This window comes from Streptomyces sp. 8N616 (assembly GCF_052246385.1).
Taxonomy (GTDB): domain Bacteria; phylum Actinomycetota; class Actinomycetes; order Streptomycetales; family Streptomycetaceae; genus Streptomyces.
In genome coordinates, this window is the sequence record NZ_JBQQBY010000038.1 from 55,415 (window position 1) to 75,868 (window position 20,454).

Here is a 20,454-nt window from a genome sequence, read left to right on the forward strand (position 1 = left end):
CTTGAATCAGCGGATTACGTACAAAACCCAGCATGCGACTGCATACGGGGTGCGGCCGCACCAATCTGCGGCTCGACCAGTCTATTGAAGGACGTCGCGCTGTCTAGCCTTTCAATGCATCAATCTTCTGGCGAGACGCTACGGATTTCGTAGGCAGAACCCGGCGTGTCGCTGAGCAGCCGTTCTGCAGCCCCGCGCTGCAGGCTCGCCGCCGCGGGGTCGTGGAGCCGGTCGAGCGTGTCCGCCATCCGCAGCCGCAGCGCCGCCTGGAGCCGCCGGTCCCCGGCCCGCAGTGCCCATGTCAGCGCTTCCTCGCAGGTGCGCAGCGACTCCTCGGGCCGCCCCGCGTACTCCTGCACCCTCGCCATCTCGCCGAGTGCCCGCGCGTGGCCCGCTGAGTCGCGCAGCCTGCGATAGCCGGCCGCGGCCGCCCGCCAGTTGCGCAGCGCCTCGCCCCAGCCGCCCGCGTAGCAGTGCACCGCCCCCAGCCGCCCGTACAGCCGCGCCTCTTCGGCAGGCTCGTTGCGGGCGAGCCGCAGCGACAGCGCCCGCCCGTACCAGTCCGCGGCCCGCTGCCAGTCGCCCAGCTTCTGATACGTGCCGCCGAGGGACTCCAGCGCACGCCCGGTGAGCAGCGGGTCTCCCGCGGACCGCGCGGCGTCCAGCGCGCCCCGGTAGCGGCGCAGCGCCTCGCCGGTCCGGCCCGCCGCGACGTCGAGGTCGGCCAAGTTGAGCAGCGCGGCCGCCTGCTCCACTTTCAGGTCCTGCCGCTCGGCGACGTCGAGGACCAGCTGGTGCAGCGGATAGAGCTCGGGTGCGGCGCCGTCCTCGCCCCAGTGCGTGATCAGCGCCCGGGCGAGCGCGGAGACGAGCCGCCTGGCCTGGGTGTCGAGTTGGCCGTCCTCGACCGCGAGCACGGCCGCGGCCAGCAGCATCGGCAGCCGCGAGTCGAGCCAGTCCGCGGCGGCCTGCGGGGACGGGAAGCGCAGGGCCTTCGGCAGCCCGGCGAGCCGCGTGCGGGCCGGAGAGTCGACGGGTTCGGCGATGGCCCGGCAGCACTGCAGCTGCCGTACGGTCCGCTCCAGCATCCGGGCGCGGGCGAGCAGTACCTCGGCGGGCTTGTCCTGAGCCCGCAGCAGCGCGCGCAGCAGCGGGGCGAGGCAGCCCGGCAGGCGGTACTGGGGCACGCCCGCGTGGTCCGGCTCCTCCACCGTGCGCAGCAGCCCGTGGGCGGCGAAGAGGTCGAGGGAGCCCTGGCCCGCGGTCACCGAACACCCGGCCAGCGCCGAGGCGATGTGCGCGTCCACGCAGCCGGCGGGCGCCAGCACCAGCAGCCGCAGTATCCGAGCGGCGGGCGGCGGCAGCGACTCGTACACGAGCCGGAAGGCGCGGGCCAGCGGCCGTACGGCCTGCCCCTGCCCCTCCGTCGGCGGGAGTTCGCGCAGCCGCTGCGTCACATCGGCGACCGACGCCTTCGGGCGGGCCGCGAGCCAGCCGCCCGCGAGCACCAGCGCGGCGGGCCGGCCCTCGCACTCCTCGACCAGGGAGCGGGCGGCGACGGGATCGACGGTGAAGCGGGTCCGGCCGGCGTAACCGGCGAGGAGTTCGACGGCGGCGGCGGTGTCGAGGCCGCCGAGGGTGCACGGCCGTACGTCCGGCACCCCGGTCAGCGGGCCCTCGGAGGTGGCGAGGACGAGACACCCCGGCTCATCGGGAATGAGCGGGTGCACCTGCTCGGGGTCGGTCGCGTCGTCGAGGAGCAGCATGATCTTGCGCCCGGCGAGCGCCTGCCGCAGGGCCTCGGTCAGCTCGTCCTCGTCGGAGCCGGGGGCCGCGGAGGAGCCGAGCGCGGCGAGCAGGTCGCGAGCGGTCCGCGCGGTGGGCACGGGCCGCCCCCCGGGCAGGGTGAGCCGGGCGCGCAGCACGCCCTCGGGGTAGTCGCCCGCCACCTGCCGGGCGAACTCCTCGGCGAGCGCGGTGCGCCCCGAGCCGGGGCGGCCGGCGATGAGGAGGACCCGGGCCCGGGCGGCGTTGCGCCCGGAGAGGGTGTCGAGCCCGGCCTTGGCGATGTCCTCGCGCAGCGACCTGAGCTCACGGCCGCGGCCGTGGAATCCGTGGGCGGCTCCCCCAGAGCTTCGCCTGGGTGGGGGTCCCCCCGGCGAAGCCAGGGGGAGTGCCCCCAGCTGCGGCACGCTGCCGGTACGGGCTCGGGGCCCGCCCCGGGACGGCTGCGCCCGCCCGCCGGGGTTCAGCGCCTGATCCGTCACGGGCCACGCTCCCTTCCCTGCCTCCGGCGTGAGGGATACCGCAGCGCGGCGAGGGGAGAGACCCCGGCACGCGCACGAGCCCGCCGCGGCTGCGGACGGGAACGGTCCGAGCGTAGTTCACGCTGTGCGACGGGCCGTGCGGAGCAGGGCTGTTGGGCGGGCCGAAGATCACCACAACGGATCATCGGAGGGGCGCGGTCGGCCCCAGGCCGCTCAGGCCTCGAAGGGGCGGGCCGGCCAGGGCGCGTCGGCCGGGCGGAGGGAGTCGATGCCGTCGCCCGCGAGGGCGGCGGAGAGCGAGAGGGCGCCGACGACAAGGCAGTTGTTGTGCAGCTCGCCCGCCAGCACACCGCGTACGAGATCCGCCAGCGGCACCCGGGCGAACTCCATGTCGGCCTCCTCTTCCGAGACCTCGAAACGCTCGCCCTCGGCCTCGGACAGGTTCCGCGCGAGGAAGATCCGTACGGCCTCGTCGCAGCCGCCCGGCGTCGTGTAGACGTCGGCGAGGACCCGCCAGTCCTCGGCCTTGACGTGCGCCTCCTCGTGCAGCTCGCGCTGGGCCGCATGCAGCGGGTTCTCGCCGGGGACGTCGAGCAGCCCGGCGGGGATCTCCCAGAGCTTCTGCCGCACCGGGTGGCGGTACTGGCGCAGCACGATGACGCGGTCGTGGTCGTCGAGGGCGACGACCGCCACCGAGCCGGGGTGGACCTGGTAGTCACGGGTGACGACGGAGCCGTCCGGCATGACGACCCGGTCCGTGCGGACGCTGGTCTTGTTGCCGGTGAACGGGGTGGCGGTGTCGGTGACCTGCCACTCCTCGGGGGTGTCGTGCAGGCGCTGGGTGTGCTGGCCCATGAGTGGGAGACCTCCGCGGAAACAGTGGTGCAGGGGTACGGGCCGTGGGCGCCCGGTACCCCTGCCCACCGTATCGGTCAGACCTGGGCTTCCTGCTGGCGCGCCCCCAGCTGCCGCTCGACGGCCGCCTTCACCAGGCCCGCGAAGAGCGGGTGGGGGCGGGTCGGGCGGGAGCGCAGCTCGGGGTGGGCCTGGGTGGCGACGAGGTACGGGTGGGTGTCGCGGGGGTACTCCACGTACTCCACCAGCTTGTTGTCCGGGGAGGTGCCGGAGAAGACCAGGCCGTTCTTCTCGAGCTCGGTGCGGTAGGCGTTGTTGACCTCGTAGCGGTGGCGGTGGCGCTCCTCGACGTACGGCTGGTCGCCGTAGACCTCGCGGACGATGGAGCCCTCGGCGAGCTTCGCCGGGTACATGCCGAGCCGCATGGTGCCGCCCATGTCGCCCTCGCCGGCGACGATGTCGAGCTGCTCGGCCATGGTGGAGATGACCGGGTGGCCGGTGGCCGGTTCGAACTCGGTGGAGTTCGCGTCGTCGATGCCCGCGAGGTTCCGCGCGGCCTCGATGACGATGCACTGCAGACCCAGGCACAGGCCCAGCAGGGGGATCTTGTTCTCGCGGGCGTAGGTGATGGCCGAAACCTTGCCCTCGACACCCCGCTCGCCGAAGCCTCCGGGCACACAGACCGCATCGACGTCGGCGAGCTGCCGCTTGGCCCCCGCCGCGGTCTTGCAGTCGTCGGAGACCACCCACTTGATCTTCACGCGCGCGTTGTTGGCGAAGCCGCCCGCGCGCAGCGCCTCGGTGACCGAGAGATAGGCGTCGGGCAGGTCGATGTACTTGCCGACCAGGCCGACCGTGACCTCGTGCTCCGGCTGGTGGACACGCTTGAGCAGGTCGTCCCACTGGGTCCAGTCGACGTCCCGGAACGGCAGGTCGAGGCGGCGCACCACGTACGCGTCGAGGCCCTCGCTGTGCAGCACCTTCGGGATGTCGTAGATCGACTTGGCGTCGATGGCGGCGACCACCGCGGACTCGTCGACGTCGCACATGAGCGAGATCTTGCGCTTGATGGACTGCGGGACGTCGCGGTCGGCGCGCAGCACGATCGCGTCCGGCTGGATACCGATGTTGCGCAGCGCCGCCACCGAGTGCTGGGTCGGCTTGGTCTTCAGCTCGCCCGAGGGTCCGATGTACGGGAGCAGGGACACGTGGACGAAGAAGACGTTGTCCCGGCCGACCTCGTGCCTGACCTGGCGGACGGCCTCGAGGAAAGGCAGCGACTCGATGTCCCCGACCGTGCCGCCGACCTCGGTGATCACGACGTCCACGTCGTCGGTGGCCATACGGCGGATGCGGTGCTTGATCTCGTTGGTGATGTGCGGGATGACCTGCACGGTGTCGCCCAGGTACTCGCCGCGCCGCTCCTTGGCGATCACCGTCGAGTAGACCTGCCCGGTCGTGACGTTGGCCGAGCCGTCGAGGTCGACGTCCAGGAAACGCTCGTAGTGGCCGATGTCCAGATCCGTCTCGGCACCGTCGTTCGTGACGAATACCTCACCGTGCTGGAAGGGGTTCATCGTGCCGGGGTCGACGTTGAGGTACGGGTCGAGCTTCTGCATCGTGACCCGCAGGCCCCGCGCCTTGAGCAGCGCGCCCAGGCTGGAGGCCGTGAGCCCCTTGCCGAGCGAGGAGGCGACACCCCCGGTGACGAAGAGGTGCCTGGTCGTCATGGATTTGGGCGGCAGTGCCAAGAGGGGGCTCCCGTGGTCGCGTCGTGAAAAGCGGGCCGGCACGTACCCTGGTCCGAGATGGTGCCGAGGGGATGCCGTCGCTGCGGTTCGGGGTGCCTTCACCTGGGGTGGGGGCCCACCGGTCCACGGGCTACCAGGGTATCAGCGACAACGCGAGACCGCTTCCAGCCTTCCGCGCAGTATCCGGCACGGGAAAGGCCGCCATCCGGGTGTCCCAGGCGGCTCACCCTTCCGGATCAGGAAGGTTGCCGAGAGGGTCGCGCAGATCGCTACTGAGCGTCGTATCCTGCTCGGACACATCAGCGAGCGAGCCGGTTCGGCACCACCCCCGCCCTCCCTCCGGAACAAGAGCTCGTCAATGTTCCCTTGACCGCAAGACGCCCACATGGGCGACCAGGCCGTTCGACTGGAGATGCACGTGGCCGGGCGTATCGAGGATTACGCTCTCATCGGAGATATGCAGACAGCCGCCCTCGTCTGCAGGGACGGCACAGCCGACTGGCTCTGCCTCCCCCGCTTCGACTCGCATTCGATCTTCGCGGGTCTCCTCGGCACGGACGAGCACGGCTTCTGGCGGCTCGGCCCGGCCCACAAGGAGGGCACCGAGCCCCCGACGGCGGACCGCCGCCGCTATCGGGGCGACTCGCTGGTGCTGGAGTCCGAGTGGGACACCCCGCGCGGCACCGTGCGGGTGATCGACTTCATGCCGCCGCGCGACGGCGCACCCCAGCTGATCCGGATCGTGGAGGGCGTCAGCGGGCGCGTACCCATGCGGTCGGCACTGCGGATGCGCTTCTCGTACGGCTGGGTCGTGCCGTGGGTGCACAAGATCGACGGGCGGACCGTCGCGGTCGCCGGCCCCGACTCGGTCTGGCTGGACACCCCCGTGGAGACGCACGGCGAGAACCTGACCACGTACTCGGACTTCACGATCTCCCCGGGTGAGCGGATCGAGTTCACCATCAGCTGGCAGCCCTCGCACAAGGAGCCGCCGCCGCTGCCTGAGCCCGAGGCGTCGCTGGAGGCGACCGAGGAGTTCTGGCGGGAGTGGGTCGAGCAGTGCACCTACCACGGCCCGTACCGGGATGCGGTGGTGCGCTCGCTGATCACGCTGAAGGCGCTGACGTACGGCCCGACCGGCGGGATCGTGGCGGCGCCCACGACTTCGCTGCCCGAGGACATCGGCGGCTCCCGGAACTGGGACTACCGCTTCACCTGGCTGCGGGACGCGGCGATCACGCTGTCGTCGCTGCTGCGCACCGGCTACCGCGAGGAGGCGCGGGCCTGGCGCGAGTGGCTGCTCCGCGCGGTCGCGGGCGACCCGGAGAACCTGCAGATCATGTACGGGATCGCGGGCGAGAGGGAACTGGGCGAGACCGACCTGCACTGGCTGCCGGGATACGAGGGCTCCCAGCCGGTCCGGGTCGGCAACGGCGCCGCGGGGCAGTTGCAGCTCGACGTCTACGGAGAGGTCACCGAGGCCCTGCACCTGGCCCACATGACGGGCCTGGCGCGCAACGACTACGCGGCCCTGCTCCAGCTGAAGCTCATCAGCTACCTCGAGAACCACTGGAACGAGCCGGACGAGGGCATCTGGGAGGTCCGCGGGCCGCGCCGGCACTTCGTGCACTCGAAGGTCATGGCGTGGGTCGCGGTGGACCGGACGGTCAAACTGATCGAGTCCGGCGAAGCGGACGGGCCGCTGGAGCGGTGGCGGGAGCTGCGCGACGAGATCCACCGCACGGTGTGCGAGAAGGGTTACGACAAGGAGCGCAACACCTTCACGCAGTACTACGGCTCGAAGGAGCTGGACGCCTCGCTGCTGCTGATCCCGCAGATGGGCTTCCTGCCGCCGGACGACAAGCGCGTCATCGGCACGATCGAGGCGATCCAGCGGGAGCTGGGCACCGAGGACGGCTTCCTGCTGCGCTACCCGACGCAGGGGCAGGAGAAGGGCGTGGACGGCCTGGAGGGCGACGAGGGCGCCTTCCTCGCCTGCTCGTTCTGGCTGGCCGACGACCTGGCGATGATCGGCCGGGTCGACGAGGCGCGGAAGCTCTTCGAGAAGCTGCTGTCGCTGCGGAACGACCTGGGGCTGCTCGCGGAGGAGTGGGACCCGCGGCTGCAGCGCCAGGTCGGGAACTTCCCGCAGGCGTTCAGCCACGTGCCGCTGATCGACACCGCACTGCGGCTGACGGCTTCGGGCGCGTACGGGGGCTGACCGGCCTCGAGGCGGCGGCCGGGCGCTCCCGGGCGCCCGGCCGCCGTGCTCTCAAAAACGGCGTCAGCGGGAGCTCAGAACGGGGTCAGCGTGAGCGTGATGCGCTGCGGGGCGCCGTCCTCGATGTACGAGGCGAAGCTCGCGACGTCGTCGAAGGCGAAGCCGTACGCCTTGCCGTCCTCCGACGCCTCGTGCATCACCTTCGCGTAGTGGTGGGTGAGCTCCGTCCCGTAGAACGTGGCGGGGTCGGTGGACGGCTGGGCGGCCTGGTCGTGCAGCGTGGTGCGGTTGAAGCCCGCGCCGAGGATCGCGGCGACCGGGCCGGTGATCTGGTCGTTCGGTGCGGCGAGGGTTCCGTCGCAGAACAGCACGTCGCGGGTGGAGGGCTTGTCGAAGGACACCGTGCCGGGTCCGGTGAAGGACAGCTTCCCGCCGCTGACCCGGCCGGTGAACTTGCCGGCGTTGGTGGTGACGACGAGGTCCTTGGACTCGTACGCGCTCCACACCTCGTCGATGTAGGGCGCGAGGTAGTCCTTCGCGAAGAGCCCGGCGTCCATGCCGTGGCCCGGGGCGATGATGCGCCGGTCGTCGATGACGAGCTTGCCGAAGCCGTCCTGGGCGGCGATGTCGGAGAAGATCTTGGCGCGGGCGCCGTCGCGCAGGGTGCCGGTCGTCTGGTCCTTGGCCCCGGTGAGGTGGATGGCCATCGGGACGCTGAACATGTCGACCATGGTCGTGTTGCAGAACATGCCGGTGTCTTTGTAGGTGAACTCGGCGCAGTCGTGCAGCACCGCGTAGTTGGGGTCCGACTCGACCCAGCCCGCGGGGTAGGCCAGGGCGGCGGCGCCGTTGCCGTCCTCGACGGCCTTGAACTTCAGCTTGTCGCCGAGCGCGGTGTAGATCCGGCCGGACATGAACGGCAGCGTGAGCGTGGTGTCACCGCTGCCGGAGAGCGGGATCGCGTAGTCGGTGAAGCCGTCGGAGCCGTTGTCGGACAGCGAGACCGGCTTCAGCTCGCCCTCGGGCGTGACCCGGACCTGCTGCTTGCCGTCATTGCCGACGATGTAGACCCATATCGACGCATTGGCGTATTCCCCGGTCTTGTTGGAGATGGTGAGCGGCAGGCCCGCCGCGGCGCGTGGGGAGTCCTCCGATGCCCTGGCGGATCCGAACGCCAGGCCCGTGCCGATTCCGGCGGCTGCTCCCGCCGCCAGCCCGAGGGCCCTCCGGCGGGTGATCATGGGGGTGGACGGGCGGTGCTTGCGCATGCGCATGTGCAATCGCTCCTCTTCTGGGTGGGGGGTGTGAGGAGATATGAGGAGGGGAGGGTGAGAGCATGATAGAGAGCGCTCTCAAGCCCATGACCCAGCACATTGCCTATTTCAGGCGGTAGCGTCAAGCCTCCGCCGGAGAAAAGGAGTTGGCCGTGCCCGATCCACGCCCCACGCTGGAAGCCGTCGCCGCGCACGCCGGGGTCTCCCGCGCGACCGTGTCGCGCGTGGTCAACGGCAGTGCGGGCGTCCGTGCGTCGGTGCGGGAAAAAGTCCAGCGGGCCGTGACCGACCTCGGCTACGTACCGAACAGCGCGGCGCGCAGCCTGGTCACCCGGCGTACGGGCGCGGTCGCCGTCGTCATCGCCGAGCCGGAGCAGCGGGTCTTCTCCGACCCGTTCTTCGCGCAGCAGCTGCGCGGCATCAGCCGCGAGCTGTCCGCCTGCGACACCCAGCTCCTGCTGCTGCTCGTCGAACACCCCCGGGACTACCCGCGGATCGGCCGCTACCTCTCGGGCGGCCATGTCGACGGCGCCCTGATGTTCTCCCTGCACCGCGACGACCCGCTGCCGTCGATGGCCGCGTCCTCAGGGCTGCCGACCGTCTTCGGCGGCCGCCCCGGCTGGGCGGACGCCGACCTCGACCCGGAGCTGCTGTACGTCGACACCGACAACCGCGGCGGCGCGAGGCAGGCCGTCGAGCACCTCCTCGAACGCGGCCGGGAGCGCATCGCCGTCATCACGGGCCCGCTCGACCAGACCTCGGCCGTCGACCGCCTCGACGGCTACCGCGACGCCCTCGGCATCGCCGAGCCCGACCCCGCGCTCGTGGCCCACGGCGACTTCACGGCCGAGGGCGGCGAGCGCGCCATGATCGAACTCCTGGGCCGCTCCCCCGGCCTGGACGCGGTGTTCGCGGCATCGGACCTCATGGCCACGGGGGCGCTGCGCGCGCTGCGGGCGGCCGGGCGGCACGTGCCGAGGGACGTGGCCGTCGTCGGGTACGACGACATGGAACCGGCGGCGTGGGCGGAGCCGCCGCTGACGACGGTCCACCAGGACGTCGAGGAGATGGGGCGGCTGATGGCCTCGCTGCTCCTCCGCCGCCTGGGCGTCACGCAGGACACCGAAGCGTCCGCCGCGCTCGCGACGGGCGCCGGGGCAGCCGACCCGCTCGCGCTGGGCGCGGAGGCCGCCACCCCGCTCGCGCCGGACGCCGGGGCAGCCTGCCCGCTCGCGCCGGTCGTGACACCGGCGCGCCTGGTGGTGCGGGCCTCGACGTGACAAGGGTGTGGGCATTCGTTCCGCTGGGGCGGAACGGGTGGGCACACCCAACCCGCAGCCGGCAACGGCGAGCACCCCCCGCGGCGCGGACCCGCCCGGCGTAGCCAGGGGCGGCGGTCACCGCGGGAACCGCCCCGGTGGGCCGGTGGGCCCGGATTGGGCGTGGCCGAGTCGCCCGGGGTAGCGTCCGCGGCATGGAAGCGCAGGCCGGGATCACCGTGCGGCGGGCACTCGAGCTGCCCGCCCTCCGCCGCGGGCTCCCCGAAGTCGTCGCCTCGGAGGACCACCTGGACCGCCCGGTCCGCTGGGTCCACGCGGGCGAGGTGCCCGATATCGCCTCCCTCCTCAAGGGCGGCGAGCTCCTCCTCACTACCGGCCTCGGGCTCGGCACCCGCCCCGCCGACCAGCGCACCTTCGTCCGCACGCTCGCCGAGCGCGGTATCGCGGCGCTCGTCGTCGAACTGGGCGGCCGGTTCACCGAGCTGCCGGCCGCGCTCCTCGACGCCGCCCGCTCCAGCGGCCTGCCACTCGTACAGCTGCACCGCCAAGTCCCCTTCGTGACCGTCACCGAGGAGATCCATACCGAGATCGTCAACGGCCACTACGCGATGCTCCGCAGCGCGGAGGAGGTCCACCGGCGGTGCACCGAGCTGCTGCTGCGCGGCGGCGGTGCGCCGGACGTGCTGCGGCTGCTCGCCGACTTCGCGGGCAATCCGGTGTTCCTTGAGACCCCGGACGGGCAGCTGCTGTACGCCGCGGGGCAGGCCGCGGCGGCCGATCCTGTGCAGGTCTGGGACGGCCTGCGCAGGCAGCGCTCCGGTCGGGCCCCAGAGCTCCCGGCCGGTGGCGTGACCGTGGACATCCCGGGCGGCGGCCCGGGCCCCGGCGCGGTGCGGGCCCGCCTGGTGATCCTCCCCGTGGACGGACCGCTCGAGCCGGTCCACCGCATAGCGGCAGAACGTACGGCCGGGCTGCTGGCGGTCGTTCTGATGCAGGCGCGGCAGGAGGAGGAGCTGGCGGCCCGCGGCCGCGGCGACTTTCTCACCGACCTCGCCGAAGGCCGGACGACGGCCGAGGATGCTCCCGCCCAGGCGCGCGTTCTGGGCTTCCGGCCGGCCGACGGGCTGCTGCTGCCGGTCGTCATGCGGTTGCCCGCCGAGCTGATCCCGCCGGGCGACTGGGCCGTGCTGGTCCGAGCCGTCCAAGAGGAGCTGACGACGGTCGGGTTGCCTGTGCTGATGGGCGTACGGCCGGTGGAAGGCCGGGTTCCGCTGCTGCTCGGCCTCCGCTCGGAGTCCGAACGGTCGGCCGCGGCCGACCGGGTCGCCGCCGCCCTGCGGGCAGGCGTCGAACGGGCCGGGCTCGAACGCGCCGGGGTGCTGCCGCCCGCGGTCGTCGTCGGCGTGGCCGGCGACTGGGCGGGCGCTGGCCCCGGCCTGCGGCATGCGGCGGAGGCGGCGACCGCGGCACAGGGCCTGCCGCCCCGGCCCTGGTACGACGCCCGCCGGCTCGATATCGACCTGCTGCTGTGGCGGCTGCGCGACCACCCCGATCTCGCGGCTTTCGTGGATCGCGCGATCGGGCCGCTGCTCGTTCACGACCGCACGGCCCGCCCGCCGCTGCTCCCCACCCTTGAGGCCTACCTCGCCCACGCAGGCCGCAAAGCGGAAACGGCCCGCGAACTCCACCTCAACCGCCAGACCCTCTACGACCGCCTGGCCCGTATCTCCCAGCTCCTGGCCACCGACCTGGACGACCCTCAGGCGGTCCTCACCCTCAATCTGGCGCTGCAGGCCCGCCGGCACACTCCCTGACCGCCGAGCGGTCGCTCGGCTGAAGGCAGCCGAACGCAGAACGGGCCGGCCGAGGCGCCGCGGCGCACGGCAGACCGCCCTCGCTCACCTCCGCGGAGCGGACCGGCGGCGGTCCTCGAGTTCGTCGTAGATGCTCAGGACCTGCGCCACCGTCTCGTCCTCCGTCGGCCACGTGGCCGCCTGCGCCCGCCCCGCCGCCGCGAGTTCCGCGCGCCGTTCCGGGGCGTCGAGGAGCCGCGTGACCGCGTTCGCCAGCGCGGCGGCGTCCCCGTACGGCACGAGTTCGGCCGCCTCGCCCACCAGTTCCGGCACGCCGCCGACCGCCGTCGCCACCAGGGGCACGCCTGCCCGCAGCGCCTCCTGTGCGAAGAGCGCCCGCGCCTCCCAGCGGCTCGGCAGTACGGCGACGTCGGCCGCGGCCAGCAGCTCGGTGACGTCCTCGCGCCGGCCCAGCAGCCGTACCGGCAGATCCTCGCCGTCGATACGGCGCTGCAGCTCGGCCCGTTCATTCCCTTCGCCCGCGACGGCGAGCAGCGGCTGCGGCTCGAGGCCCCGCCACGCGCGCGTGGCGTCGAGCAGCGGGCCGTGCCCCTGCCACGGTTCGAGCCGCCCGACGGCGAGCAGCAACGGCCTGCCCACCGCGCCGAGTTCCGCGCGCGCCTTGGTGCACCGCCGCTCGCCGTCGTCGCACCAGGCCGGCGCCGTGCCGGAGGACGACGACGGCTCGGCCTCGGGCACCGCGACCGCCGCGAGGCGGGCGTCGCGCGCTCCCCGTTTCCTGGCGCGCTCCACCAACTCCGAGCACGCGCCCAGTACGACTGTCGCGGCCCGCGCCGCCCGGCGCTCCGTCAGGCGCACGAGCTGGGCACGCGCGCCCTCCGCGTGGATGCTGGTGTGCCAGGTGACGACCAACGGCGTGCCATGCCGCCCGCCGAGCGCCAGTGACGCCCGGACGGCGGCCCGCAGCCCGTGCGCGTGCACCAGGTCGGCGTCCGCACAGACGGCCCGCAGTGCCGTGAGTGCCGCCGGGTCCGCACGCGCCTCGGCGGACACGAAGCGGGCCCCTGCACCCGTGAAGTCGTAGGCGCGCTCGGCGGCTTGCGGGGCGCACACCGTCACCCGTACGCCCCGCGCGACGAGCCCGGCCGCCAGTGAGCGCACGTGCGCGCCACTGCCCGAACTCCCGCGCCCCAGCACCTGTACGGCGTGCAACGTCGACTGCCCGAGCGGCGGGACCGGTGTGCTGCTCACGCGGGTGGAGCTCCTGAGTCGGCGTCGGACGCGAGGGGGTGAGGGGATGAGGGGATGAGGGAGTGATTGGGGGCCGCTTGCGCGTAATCCCAGCATGCCAGCACGCGCGCCGGACCGGGCGGGGATCTTCGGCGGTTCCCGGTTCCTGAAGCCGCGGGCGCTGCGGCCCGGTCACCCGTCCGGGGGACGGCGTTCAGCGACCGGGCGACGCGCCAGTGGGGCGTACGGGTGTGGCGCCGCGCGAGAAGACGGTCGCGGGTTCCGGGCGGCGGCCCAGCGCGTCCCACGCGCGGAGCACGGCGAGCTCCCGCCAGGCCGAGCCGTTGCCGACCGCGTCTCCCACGGCCGCGGCCGCGACCACCGCGGCGGCGTGCAGCACAAGCCCCGTACGGCCGTTGCCCGCCGCGACCGCCAGGCCGAGTCCGGCGCCCAGCGCGTGCGCACCCGCGTCACCGAGCATGGTGCGCTCGCCGAGGTCGTCGCAGAGGACGGCGGCGGACGCCCCGACGGGCCCGGCGGCCAGCACCCCGGCGGCGCCGCTCCGCAGGAGCCCGGGCGCCGCGGCGGCGAGTACGGCCTTGGCGGCCCGGCCGGGGCGTACGTCGAGGAGGTTGGCGAGGTGGGCGCTTCCTGCGATGACGACTCCGGCGAGGAGCCGGTCCGCGCTGCGCTCCTTGAGCAGCGCTCCGGCGGCGAGTCCGGCGGCGCCGATCCCGAAGAGCTTGACGGCCCCGGAGGTGACCTCGCCCTCGCGCAGCGCCTTGAGGTGGGCCCGGAAGCCGCGGCGGCAGTCGCCGCGGCCCGCCATGTCGTCGTACGCGCCGCAGGCTCCGGCCGCGAGTACGGCGACGGCTCCGGCGGCGCGGGCTCGTACGGGGAGGGTGGGGGCGCTGACGGCGGCGATCGCGGTGCCGAGGGTTACGGCGGGGCCTGCGTAGAGGTCGACGGGGCGGCCGGCGTGGTTGCGCCGCTCCCACATGGCAGGTCCGCCGGGGGCTTTGCGGCGCATCCCGGCATAGGCCGCGCGGGCCGCCCCCGCCGCGGCGAGCAGGGCCGCGGCCCGCCCTCGCACTCTGCCGAACGGCTCCGCCGCCATCGCCATGCTCCCCGCTCCCCTCGCTGGTGACCCGCCGGTCACCCTACGCGCCCTGACCACCGGCCTCCGGCCGGGGTTCTTCGGTACCGCGGCGGTGGGTGGGGGTCGATTCCGCCGCGCCGTGCAGGGGCGCCTGCCAGGGGCTGGGGTCGGGGGCGGGACGGGGTGGTTCCTCTGGGGCTGCATGATTTACGGGCCGGCTCGGTCGTATGCCAGGTGCGGCCCGTCGTCAGGCCGGCCCACACATCACGCTTTACGCCCCTGCCGGAACCACCCCGCCCCACCCCCTCACGCCGCCACGCGTCTGCCACCCGCCTCAACATCCCGGCACCAAACCGGGCCATGTGCCCCCCGGTTGGCCACCGGGGGGCGGTACCAAGCCGGGCCATGCGCCTCGCGAACAGGGCCCGGCTTACGCCCCGGCCGGACCACCCGTCCCCACCCCTCACGTCGCCACACGTCCGCCGCCGCCGCAAGATCTCGGTAGCAAACCGGGCCATGCGGCCCGCACTCGCCCTCCCGGGGACGGGGTCTGCACGCCGCTGCCGACCCCTCAGGTCGCCGCCCGGGACAAGGTCTCGGTACGTGGCGGGCCATGCGGCCGTCGGTTGGTCACCGGCCGGAGGGGACGGGGTCGGAGGGGTGGGGGGTTCTGGAAGCTGCCGTATATTTGTGGGCCGCCAGGCCCGTAAATATACGTTCCAGAACCCCCCACCCCGGAGGCCCCGGCCCCGGAACCACCCACCGCACCACCGGTGGCAACCCACCACACCAGCGGCAGCCACCCGCCCCCGGCGGGCCCGCTACCGCGGAGCGGCCCCGCCGGCGAGGCGACCCGTTGCGGCGCGCGCCGCCTCCAGCAGTTCCTCCGCGTGCGCGCGCGCCAATTGGGAGTCCTCCTGGCCCGCCAGCATGCGCGACAGCTCCCGCACCCGGTCCTCGCCCTCCATCGCCTTCACACCACTCCGCGTCACCGACCCGTCGTTCGTCTTCTCGACCACCAGGTGCCGGTCCGCGAAAGCCGCGACCTGCGGCAGGTGCGTGACGACCACGACCTGCGCGGACTTCGCGAGCCGCGCCAGCCGCCGGCCGACCTCGACCGCCGCCTTGCCGCCCACGCCCGCGTCCACCTCGTCGAACAGATACGTCGGCACCGGCTCCGACCCGGCGAAGACGACCTCCACGGCCAGCATCACCCGCGACAGCTCGCCGCCCGACGCCCCCTTGGCGATCGGCCGCGGCTGCGCCCCCGGGTGCGGGGCGAGCAGCAGCTCGACCTCGTCCACGCCCGTCATGCCGAAGGCGACGGCCCGCCCATCGACCTCGATCCCGCTCGCCTCATCGGTCTCGGTCTGGCGGATGTCGATGCTCACGCGCGCGTGGGGCATGGCGAGTTCCGCGAGTTCCGCCGTGACCGCGTCGGCGAATCGCTTCGCCGCCTCCCTCCGCGCATCCGTCAACGCCTGGGCGAGGCCGGAGAGTTCGGCCCGCAGCGCGTCCCGCTCGGCCGTGAGTTCGCCGATCCTGTCGTCGTCGCCGTCAAGGTCGGCCAGCCGGGCGGCGCTCTGCTCGGACCAGGCGAGGACGCCCGCGATGTCCTCGCCGTACTTGCGCGTCAGATGCGCCAGCGCCGCGCGCCGCTCCTCAACGGCCGCCAGCCGCAGTGGATCGGCGTCGAGGTCGTCGGCGTAGCCCGCCAGCTCCCCCGCCACATCGGAGAGCAGGATGCCGATCTCGCCGAGCCGGTCGGCCAGCGCGGCCAGCGCCGGGTCGTGGGACCGTACCGCCTCCAGGGCGCGGTGCGAGCCCGCCACCAGCGTGGCCGCGTCCACGCCCTCCGGGTCCTCCGGGTCCCCGGCGAGCGCCCGGTGTGCGGTGGTCGCGGCCGAGGCCAGCGCCTCGGCGTGGCCCAGCCGCTCCGCCTCCGCGGCGAGTTCGGTGTCCTCGCCGGGCCTGGGCTCGGCGGCGGCGATCTCGTCGAGTCCGAACCGCAGCAGGTCCGCCTCCTGGGCCCGCTCGCGCGCCCGTGTCGTCAGCTCGTCCAGTTCGGCGGCGACCGCTCGCAACCGCCGGTACGCGGCCCCGTACTTCTCCAGCGGCGCGGCCACGCCATCGCCCGCGTACCGGTCGAGGGCCTGCCGCTGCCGCGCGGGCTTCAGCAGCCCCTGCTGGTCGGTCTGGCCGTGCACCGCGACGAGGTCGTCGGCGAGTTCGCCGAGGAGCCCGACGGGTACGGACCGCCCGCCCAGGTGCGCCCTGGACCGCCCCTCCGCAGAGACCGTACGGCTGATGAGCAGCGCGCCGTCATCGAGTTCGGCGCCCGCCTCCTCCGCTCGTACCGCGGCCGCGGCGTCCGCGGGGACGGTGATCCGCCCCTCCACGACCGCAGCCTTGGAGCCCATCCGCACCAGGCCGGGGTCGGCGCGCCCGCCGAGGAGCAGGCCGAGACTGGTGACGACCATCGTCTTGCCCGCGCCGGTCTCGCCGGTCACCGCGGTGAAGCCGGGTGACAGCTCGACGACCGCATCGTCGATGACCCCGAGCGACCGTATCCGCATCTCCTCCAACACGGACACGACCTTACGAGGTTCCGAGGGTGCCGCGCGACGCCCTCCCCCGCTGGTCCTCTTACGGGGTCGGGCGCGGGTCGTCACCGCCCCTTCCCTGGGGACAGCCCCACCCCGGCCCGGGTGATCGCTCCATGGCCGGGGCCCCGCCCGCGGACGACGCTGGATCCGTATCGATGAACAGCGAAGGCCCGGCAGGGCTACGGGGGTTGTACGGAATGGCTACAGGACTGGCCATGGCGGCGCTGCGCGCGCACCGGCCGGCATTCGTCGGGACGGCCGTCGCGGCGCTTTTCTCCGCGAGCGTCGTGAGCGCCGCGACGACGATGCTGTCCGTGACGGGCACGAAGGGCCTGTCACCGGAAGCCCGCCGGGTGATCACCGAGAACTCAGTCGACACGATGGCCGCCGTCCTGCTCATCGGCTCGGTCTACCTGACCGTCTTCGTCGTCGTCTCGACGATGGGCACGGCCGTGGCGCAGCAGCACCGTGAGTTCGCGTTGGTGCGGGCGATCGGCGCGCGGCCGCGGCAGATCCGGCGGGCCGTGGTGGCCCAGGCGGTGGCCGCCGCGCTGCCCTCGGCGGCAGCCGGCTTCGGCCTGGGGTGTGTGGTGGCGCGCATGTGGTTCGACAGCATGGCGGAGCACGGGCTGGTACCCGCCGGGGTGTCCTTCCGGCTGAGCTGGGCCGGTCTGCCGGTATCCCTCGGCGTCGCGGTCGTGACGTCGGCGATCGCGGCGCAGATCGCGTCCCTGCGCTTCTCTCTCCTGCGCCCGGCGAAGGCGCTCCGGGAGGCGGCGACGGGGCGGCACAGGCTGGGGCTGCTGCGGGCTCCGCTGGGCGTGCTGGCCGTCGCGGGCGGTGCGGTGCTGTGCGCCCTGCTCGCGCGGGAGCCGTCGGGCGAGGAGAGCGCGGCCGCGTTTCTCGTGCTGCTCCTGTTCTGCGCGGGCGTGGGGCTGCTGGGACCGCGGATCGTCGGGCCCGCGGCGTGGCTGGCCTCGGGTCCGGTCCGGCTGTTCGGCAGCAGCGCGCGGCTGGCCATGCTGAACGTACGGTCCCAGACCCGGCGTTTCTCGGCCGCCGTCGTCCCGCTCGTCCTGGTCGTCTCTTTCGGCACCACCAAGATCGCGCTGCATACGACGGCCGAGCACCGTACGGGCTCGGCGGGCAGCGCGGGCGAGGTCTGGCTGGACTACGTCGGTACGGGCCTCTACGCGTCGTTCGCCGCGATCGGCGCCGCGAACACCCTCGCGATGGTCTCCTTCGAGCGCCGCCGCGAGGTGGCCCTGCTCCGGGTGATCGGCATGCTGCCGGGCCGGCTGCGGGCGATGGCCGCGTGGGAGGCCGCGGTCGTCGCCCTCACCGCGCTGCTCCTCGGCGGCGCGATCGCCCTGGCCACCCTCGCGCCGATCCTGCGGGCCGCGTACGGCGACCCCATGCCGTACGTGCCGTGGAGCGTGGCCGCGGGCGTGGCGGGCGGCACGCTGCTGCTGGCGCTGCTCGCGACGGGCCTGCCGGTGCAGTCCGCCCTGCGCGGGCGGGCCATCACCAGGCTCAAGGCGGCCTGACCGGGCCCGGTCCCGCCACGCGGTCCGCGGCGCTGCCCGCACCCGACTCACCCGAAATCCTTCGGAGGTACGCCATGATCACCCCTGCCCGGCACAGCCGACGCCGTGCCTCCGCCGCCGCCCTGGCGCTCGCCACCGCGATCGCAGCGGGCGCAGCCGCCTGCCGCGACGGCCCGGCCTCCTCGGGTACGGGCAAGGCAGGCCGCCCCGACCGCGCCTCGGTCCAGGGCCTCTGGCGTACGGACGGCTACGGCACCGTCGTCGCCATCGAGGGCCGCACGCTGCGCACGTACGAGACGACGCGCGTCAGTTGCCTCCCGGGCGGGCCGGCCGCCGCCAGGACCGGTCCGGTGAACGCCGACGGGAGCGCGGACTTCGCCCCCGCGGACCCCGCGGACTCCGCCCGGCTCACCGTGACGCCGGGTCCTGGCAGCCGCACCGCCCGCCTCCGTTTTGCGGACAGTGCCGGCGAGCGCACCCTCCACCGCATCCCCGCGCTCCCCAAGCCCTGCCACCGCAAGCCGTCCGGCGACCCGCGCGCAGTCTTCGACGTCTTCTGGCACACGTATGCCGAGAATTACCCCTTCTTCGGCGCCAGGGGCATCGACTGGAACGCGGTCCGCGACCGCTACCGCCCCCGGGTCACCGCGAAGACCACCGACGACGAGCTGTTCGCCATCCTGCGGAACATGATCGAGCCGCTCCACGACGCCCACACCAACCTGGTCGCGGGCCCCGGCAAGGTGTACGCGGGCCACCGGCAGGACACGGAACTCCCGACGCCCGAGAGCGTCGCGAGGATCGACAAAGCGACAGCCGAGAGCGTCGGGGTCACCCAGCGCCGCTGGGGCCGGGGCGCGCTCGCCTACGCCGATCTCCCCGGCCGCATCGGCTACCTCCGGATCACCCGCTTCTCGGACTTCACCGAAAAGGGCGACTACGCGAGCGACCTCACCGAACTCGACCGGGCGCTCGACGCCGTCTTCACCAAGGACCGTATGGAGGGGGCGGGCGCTCTGCGGGGGCTCGTCATCGACCTGCGCTTCAACGGTGGCGGCGCCGACCCGCTCGGCCTGCGGATCGCCTCCCGGCTGACCGGGCGCGCGTACACCGCGTACGTCAAGCACGCGCGCAACGACCCCGACGACCCGCGGAAGTTCACCGAGGGGCAGCCGACACGGGTGCGCCCGTACGGCGGTGGGCCGGTCTTCACCGGGCCGGTGACGGTCCTGACCGGACGGCTCACGATCAGCGCGGGCGAAACCTTCGCCCAGGCCCTGATCGGCCGCACCCCCGCGCCCACCCGGATCGGCGAGAACACCCAGGGCGCCTTCTCCGACACCCTCGAGCGCACGCTGCCGAACGGCTGGTCGTTCTCCCTGCCCAACGAGGAGTTCCTGACGGCGGGCGGCGGGGGCGGCGAGGATGGCGGGGACGGCACGACCTTCGACGGCGCGGGCATCCCGCCGGACATCCGCACGCCGGTGTTCACCGACGAGGAGTTCGCCGCCCACCGCGACTCGGCCCTCACCCGTGCCCGCGCACTCCTCACCGAGGAGCGGACACGACGGGACTGGAGCGTGCCCTGCGGCCCCGCCGGGACGGCACCTAGTGCGGCGCCCCGCGCCAGCCCGCCACCGGCAGCGCGAACTTCGCGACGAGCCGGTCCGTGAACGACGCGTGGTGCAGGCGCGCGAGCCGCACCGGTACGGCACCGCGCCGCACCTCCACGCGCGCGCCCGCGGGCAGTTCGATCGTGCGCCGCCCGTCGCACCACAACACGCCGTGCGGAGTCTGCGGCTGCACCTCCACCGCAAGCACCGAATCCGGCGCGGTGACCAGCGGCTTCGCAAAGAGCGCATGGGCGCTGATCGGGACCATGAGCAGCGCCTCGACCTCCGGCCAGACGACAGGCCCGCCGGCCGAGAAGGCGTACGCGGTGGAGCCCGTCGGCGTGGCGCAGACGACGCCGTCGCCGCCGAAGCGCGAGACCGGCCGCCCGTCGACCTCCGTCACGACCTCCAGCAGCCGCTCGCGCGCGGCCTTCTCCACCGAGGCCTCGTTGAGCGCCCAGTCGCGGTGCACGATCTGGCCGTTGTTGCGCACCAGCACGTCGAGGGTCATGCGCTCCTCGACCTCGTACGAGCGCGTGACGACCCGGTCGACCACCTTGTCGAGGTCGTCGCGCTCGGCCTCGGCGAGGAAGCCGACCCGGCCGAGGTTGACGCCGAGCATCGGTACGCCCGAGCTCCGCGCGAGCTCGGCGCCGCGCAGCAGCGTCCCGTCACCGCCCAGCACCACCAGCAGCTCGCTGCCGTCGAGCACGTCCTCCGAGTGCACGACCTGGTCGACCTGGGCGGGCAGCGGCAGGTCCGCCGCCTCCTCCGCCAGAACCCGTACGCCGATTCCGCAGCGCAGCAGGCCCTGCACCACCAGCTCGGCGCTGCGGATGGCGGCCGGCCTACCGGTGTGGGCGAGCAGGAACACGGTCCGTGCAGTCGTCGTCATCG

General features: G+C 73.6%; 13 protein-coding genes. 5 read left to right on the forward strand and 8 right to left on the reverse strand.

All coding sequences use genetic code 11. The features are described from left to right. Positions 1–119: 119 nt before the first annotated feature. The 3 genes from ACTWQC_RS28790 to ACTWQC_RS28800 form a co-directional block, all read right to left on the reverse strand. Positions 120–2,267, reverse strand: a complete 2,148-nt coding sequence (locus tag ACTWQC_RS28790) for a tetratricopeptide repeat protein (protein ID WP_443318748.1) — start codon at positions 2,265–2,267, stop codon at positions 120–122. A 213-nt stretch (positions 2,268–2,480) separates the two neighbouring features. Beyond that, entirely contained in the window at positions 2,481–3,122 is a 642-nt protein-coding gene (locus tag ACTWQC_RS28795) for an NUDIX domain-containing protein (protein WP_443318749.1), read from the reverse strand. Positions 3,123–3,199: 77 nt separating this feature from the next. Continuing rightward, on the reverse strand, positions 3,200–4,852 hold the full coding sequence (locus ACTWQC_RS28800; protein WP_443318750.1) for a CTP synthase: 1,653 nt from the start codon (positions 4,850–4,852) through the stop codon (positions 3,200–3,202). 439 nt (positions 4,853–5,291) lie between these two features. On the opposite strand from ACTWQC_RS28800, the gene ACTWQC_RS28805 reads away from it, so the two are divergent. After that, complete coding sequence (locus ACTWQC_RS28805) at positions 5,292–7,094, forward strand: glycoside hydrolase family 15 protein (RefSeq protein WP_443318773.1); 1,803 nt, start codon at positions 5,292–5,294, stop codon at positions 7,092–7,094. Between the two features lie 74 nt (positions 7,095–7,168). Here ACTWQC_RS28805 and ACTWQC_RS28810 read toward each other — a convergent pair whose 3' ends face one another. Next, positions 7,169–8,335, reverse strand: a complete 1,167-nt coding sequence (locus ACTWQC_RS28810) for a glycoside hydrolase family 64 protein (protein WP_443318774.1) — start codon at positions 8,333–8,335, stop codon at positions 7,169–7,171. Between the two features lie 185 nt (positions 8,336–8,520). Here ACTWQC_RS28810 and ACTWQC_RS28815 point away from each other — a divergent pair, with 185 nt between their 5' ends. Next, positions 8,521–9,648 (forward strand): LacI family DNA-binding transcriptional regulator, encoded by a 1,128-nt coding sequence (locus ACTWQC_RS28815; RefSeq protein ID WP_443318751.1) that lies wholly within the window; start codon positions 8,521–8,523, stop codon positions 9,646–9,648. A gap of 194 nt (positions 9,649–9,842) precedes the next feature. Then, the gene (locus ACTWQC_RS28820) at positions 9,843–11,462 is read left to right on the forward strand and encodes a PucR family transcriptional regulator (protein ID WP_443318752.1); all 1,620 of its coding nucleotides are present in this window, start codon (positions 9,843–9,845) and stop codon (positions 11,460–11,462) included. 84 nt (positions 11,463–11,546) lie between these two features. Here ACTWQC_RS28820 and ACTWQC_RS28825 read toward each other — a convergent pair whose 3' ends face one another. The 3 genes from ACTWQC_RS28825 to recN all read right to left on the reverse strand — a co-directional run bounded on the left by ACTWQC_RS28825 (position 11,547) and on the right by recN (position 16,367). Continuing rightward, the gene (locus ACTWQC_RS28825) at positions 11,547–12,713 is read right to left on the reverse strand and encodes a glycosyltransferase family 4 protein (protein ID WP_443318753.1); all 1,167 of its coding nucleotides are present in this window, start codon (positions 12,711–12,713) and stop codon (positions 11,547–11,549) included. Positions 12,714–12,906: 193 nt separating this feature from the next. Beyond that, positions 12,907–13,815, reverse strand: coding sequence for a hypothetical protein (locus ACTWQC_RS28830; protein WP_443318754.1), 909 nt, complete (start codon positions 13,813–13,815; stop codon positions 12,907–12,909). A gap of 797 nt (positions 13,816–14,612) precedes the next feature. Then, entirely contained in the window at positions 14,613–16,367 is a 1,755-nt protein-coding gene (gene recN / locus ACTWQC_RS28835; RefSeq protein WP_443318775.1) for a DNA repair protein RecN, read from the reverse strand. Positions 16,368–16,594: 227 nt separating this feature from the next. Here recN and ACTWQC_RS28840 point away from each other — a divergent pair, with 227 nt between their 5' ends. Together ACTWQC_RS28840 and ACTWQC_RS28845 are read left to right on the forward strand one after the other, a co-directional pair. Next, positions 16,595–17,944, forward strand: coding sequence for an FtsX-like permease family protein (locus ACTWQC_RS28840; protein WP_443318755.1), 1,350 nt, complete (start codon positions 16,595–16,597; stop codon positions 17,942–17,944). A gap of 74 nt (positions 17,945–18,018) precedes the next feature. Further along, positions 18,019–19,617: a S41 family peptidase gene (locus tag ACTWQC_RS28845; protein WP_443318756.1), complete on the forward strand. Its 1,599-nt coding sequence runs from the start codon at positions 18,019–18,021 to the stop codon at positions 19,615–19,617. On the opposite strand, the gene ACTWQC_RS28850 is transcribed toward ACTWQC_RS28845, so the two are convergent. Then, positions 19,553–20,452, reverse strand: coding sequence for an NAD kinase (locus tag ACTWQC_RS28850; protein WP_443318757.1), 900 nt, complete (start codon positions 20,450–20,452; stop codon positions 19,553–19,555). The genes ACTWQC_RS28845 and ACTWQC_RS28850 overlap by 65 nt on opposite strands. Positions 20,453–20,454: the final 2 nt, after the last annotated feature.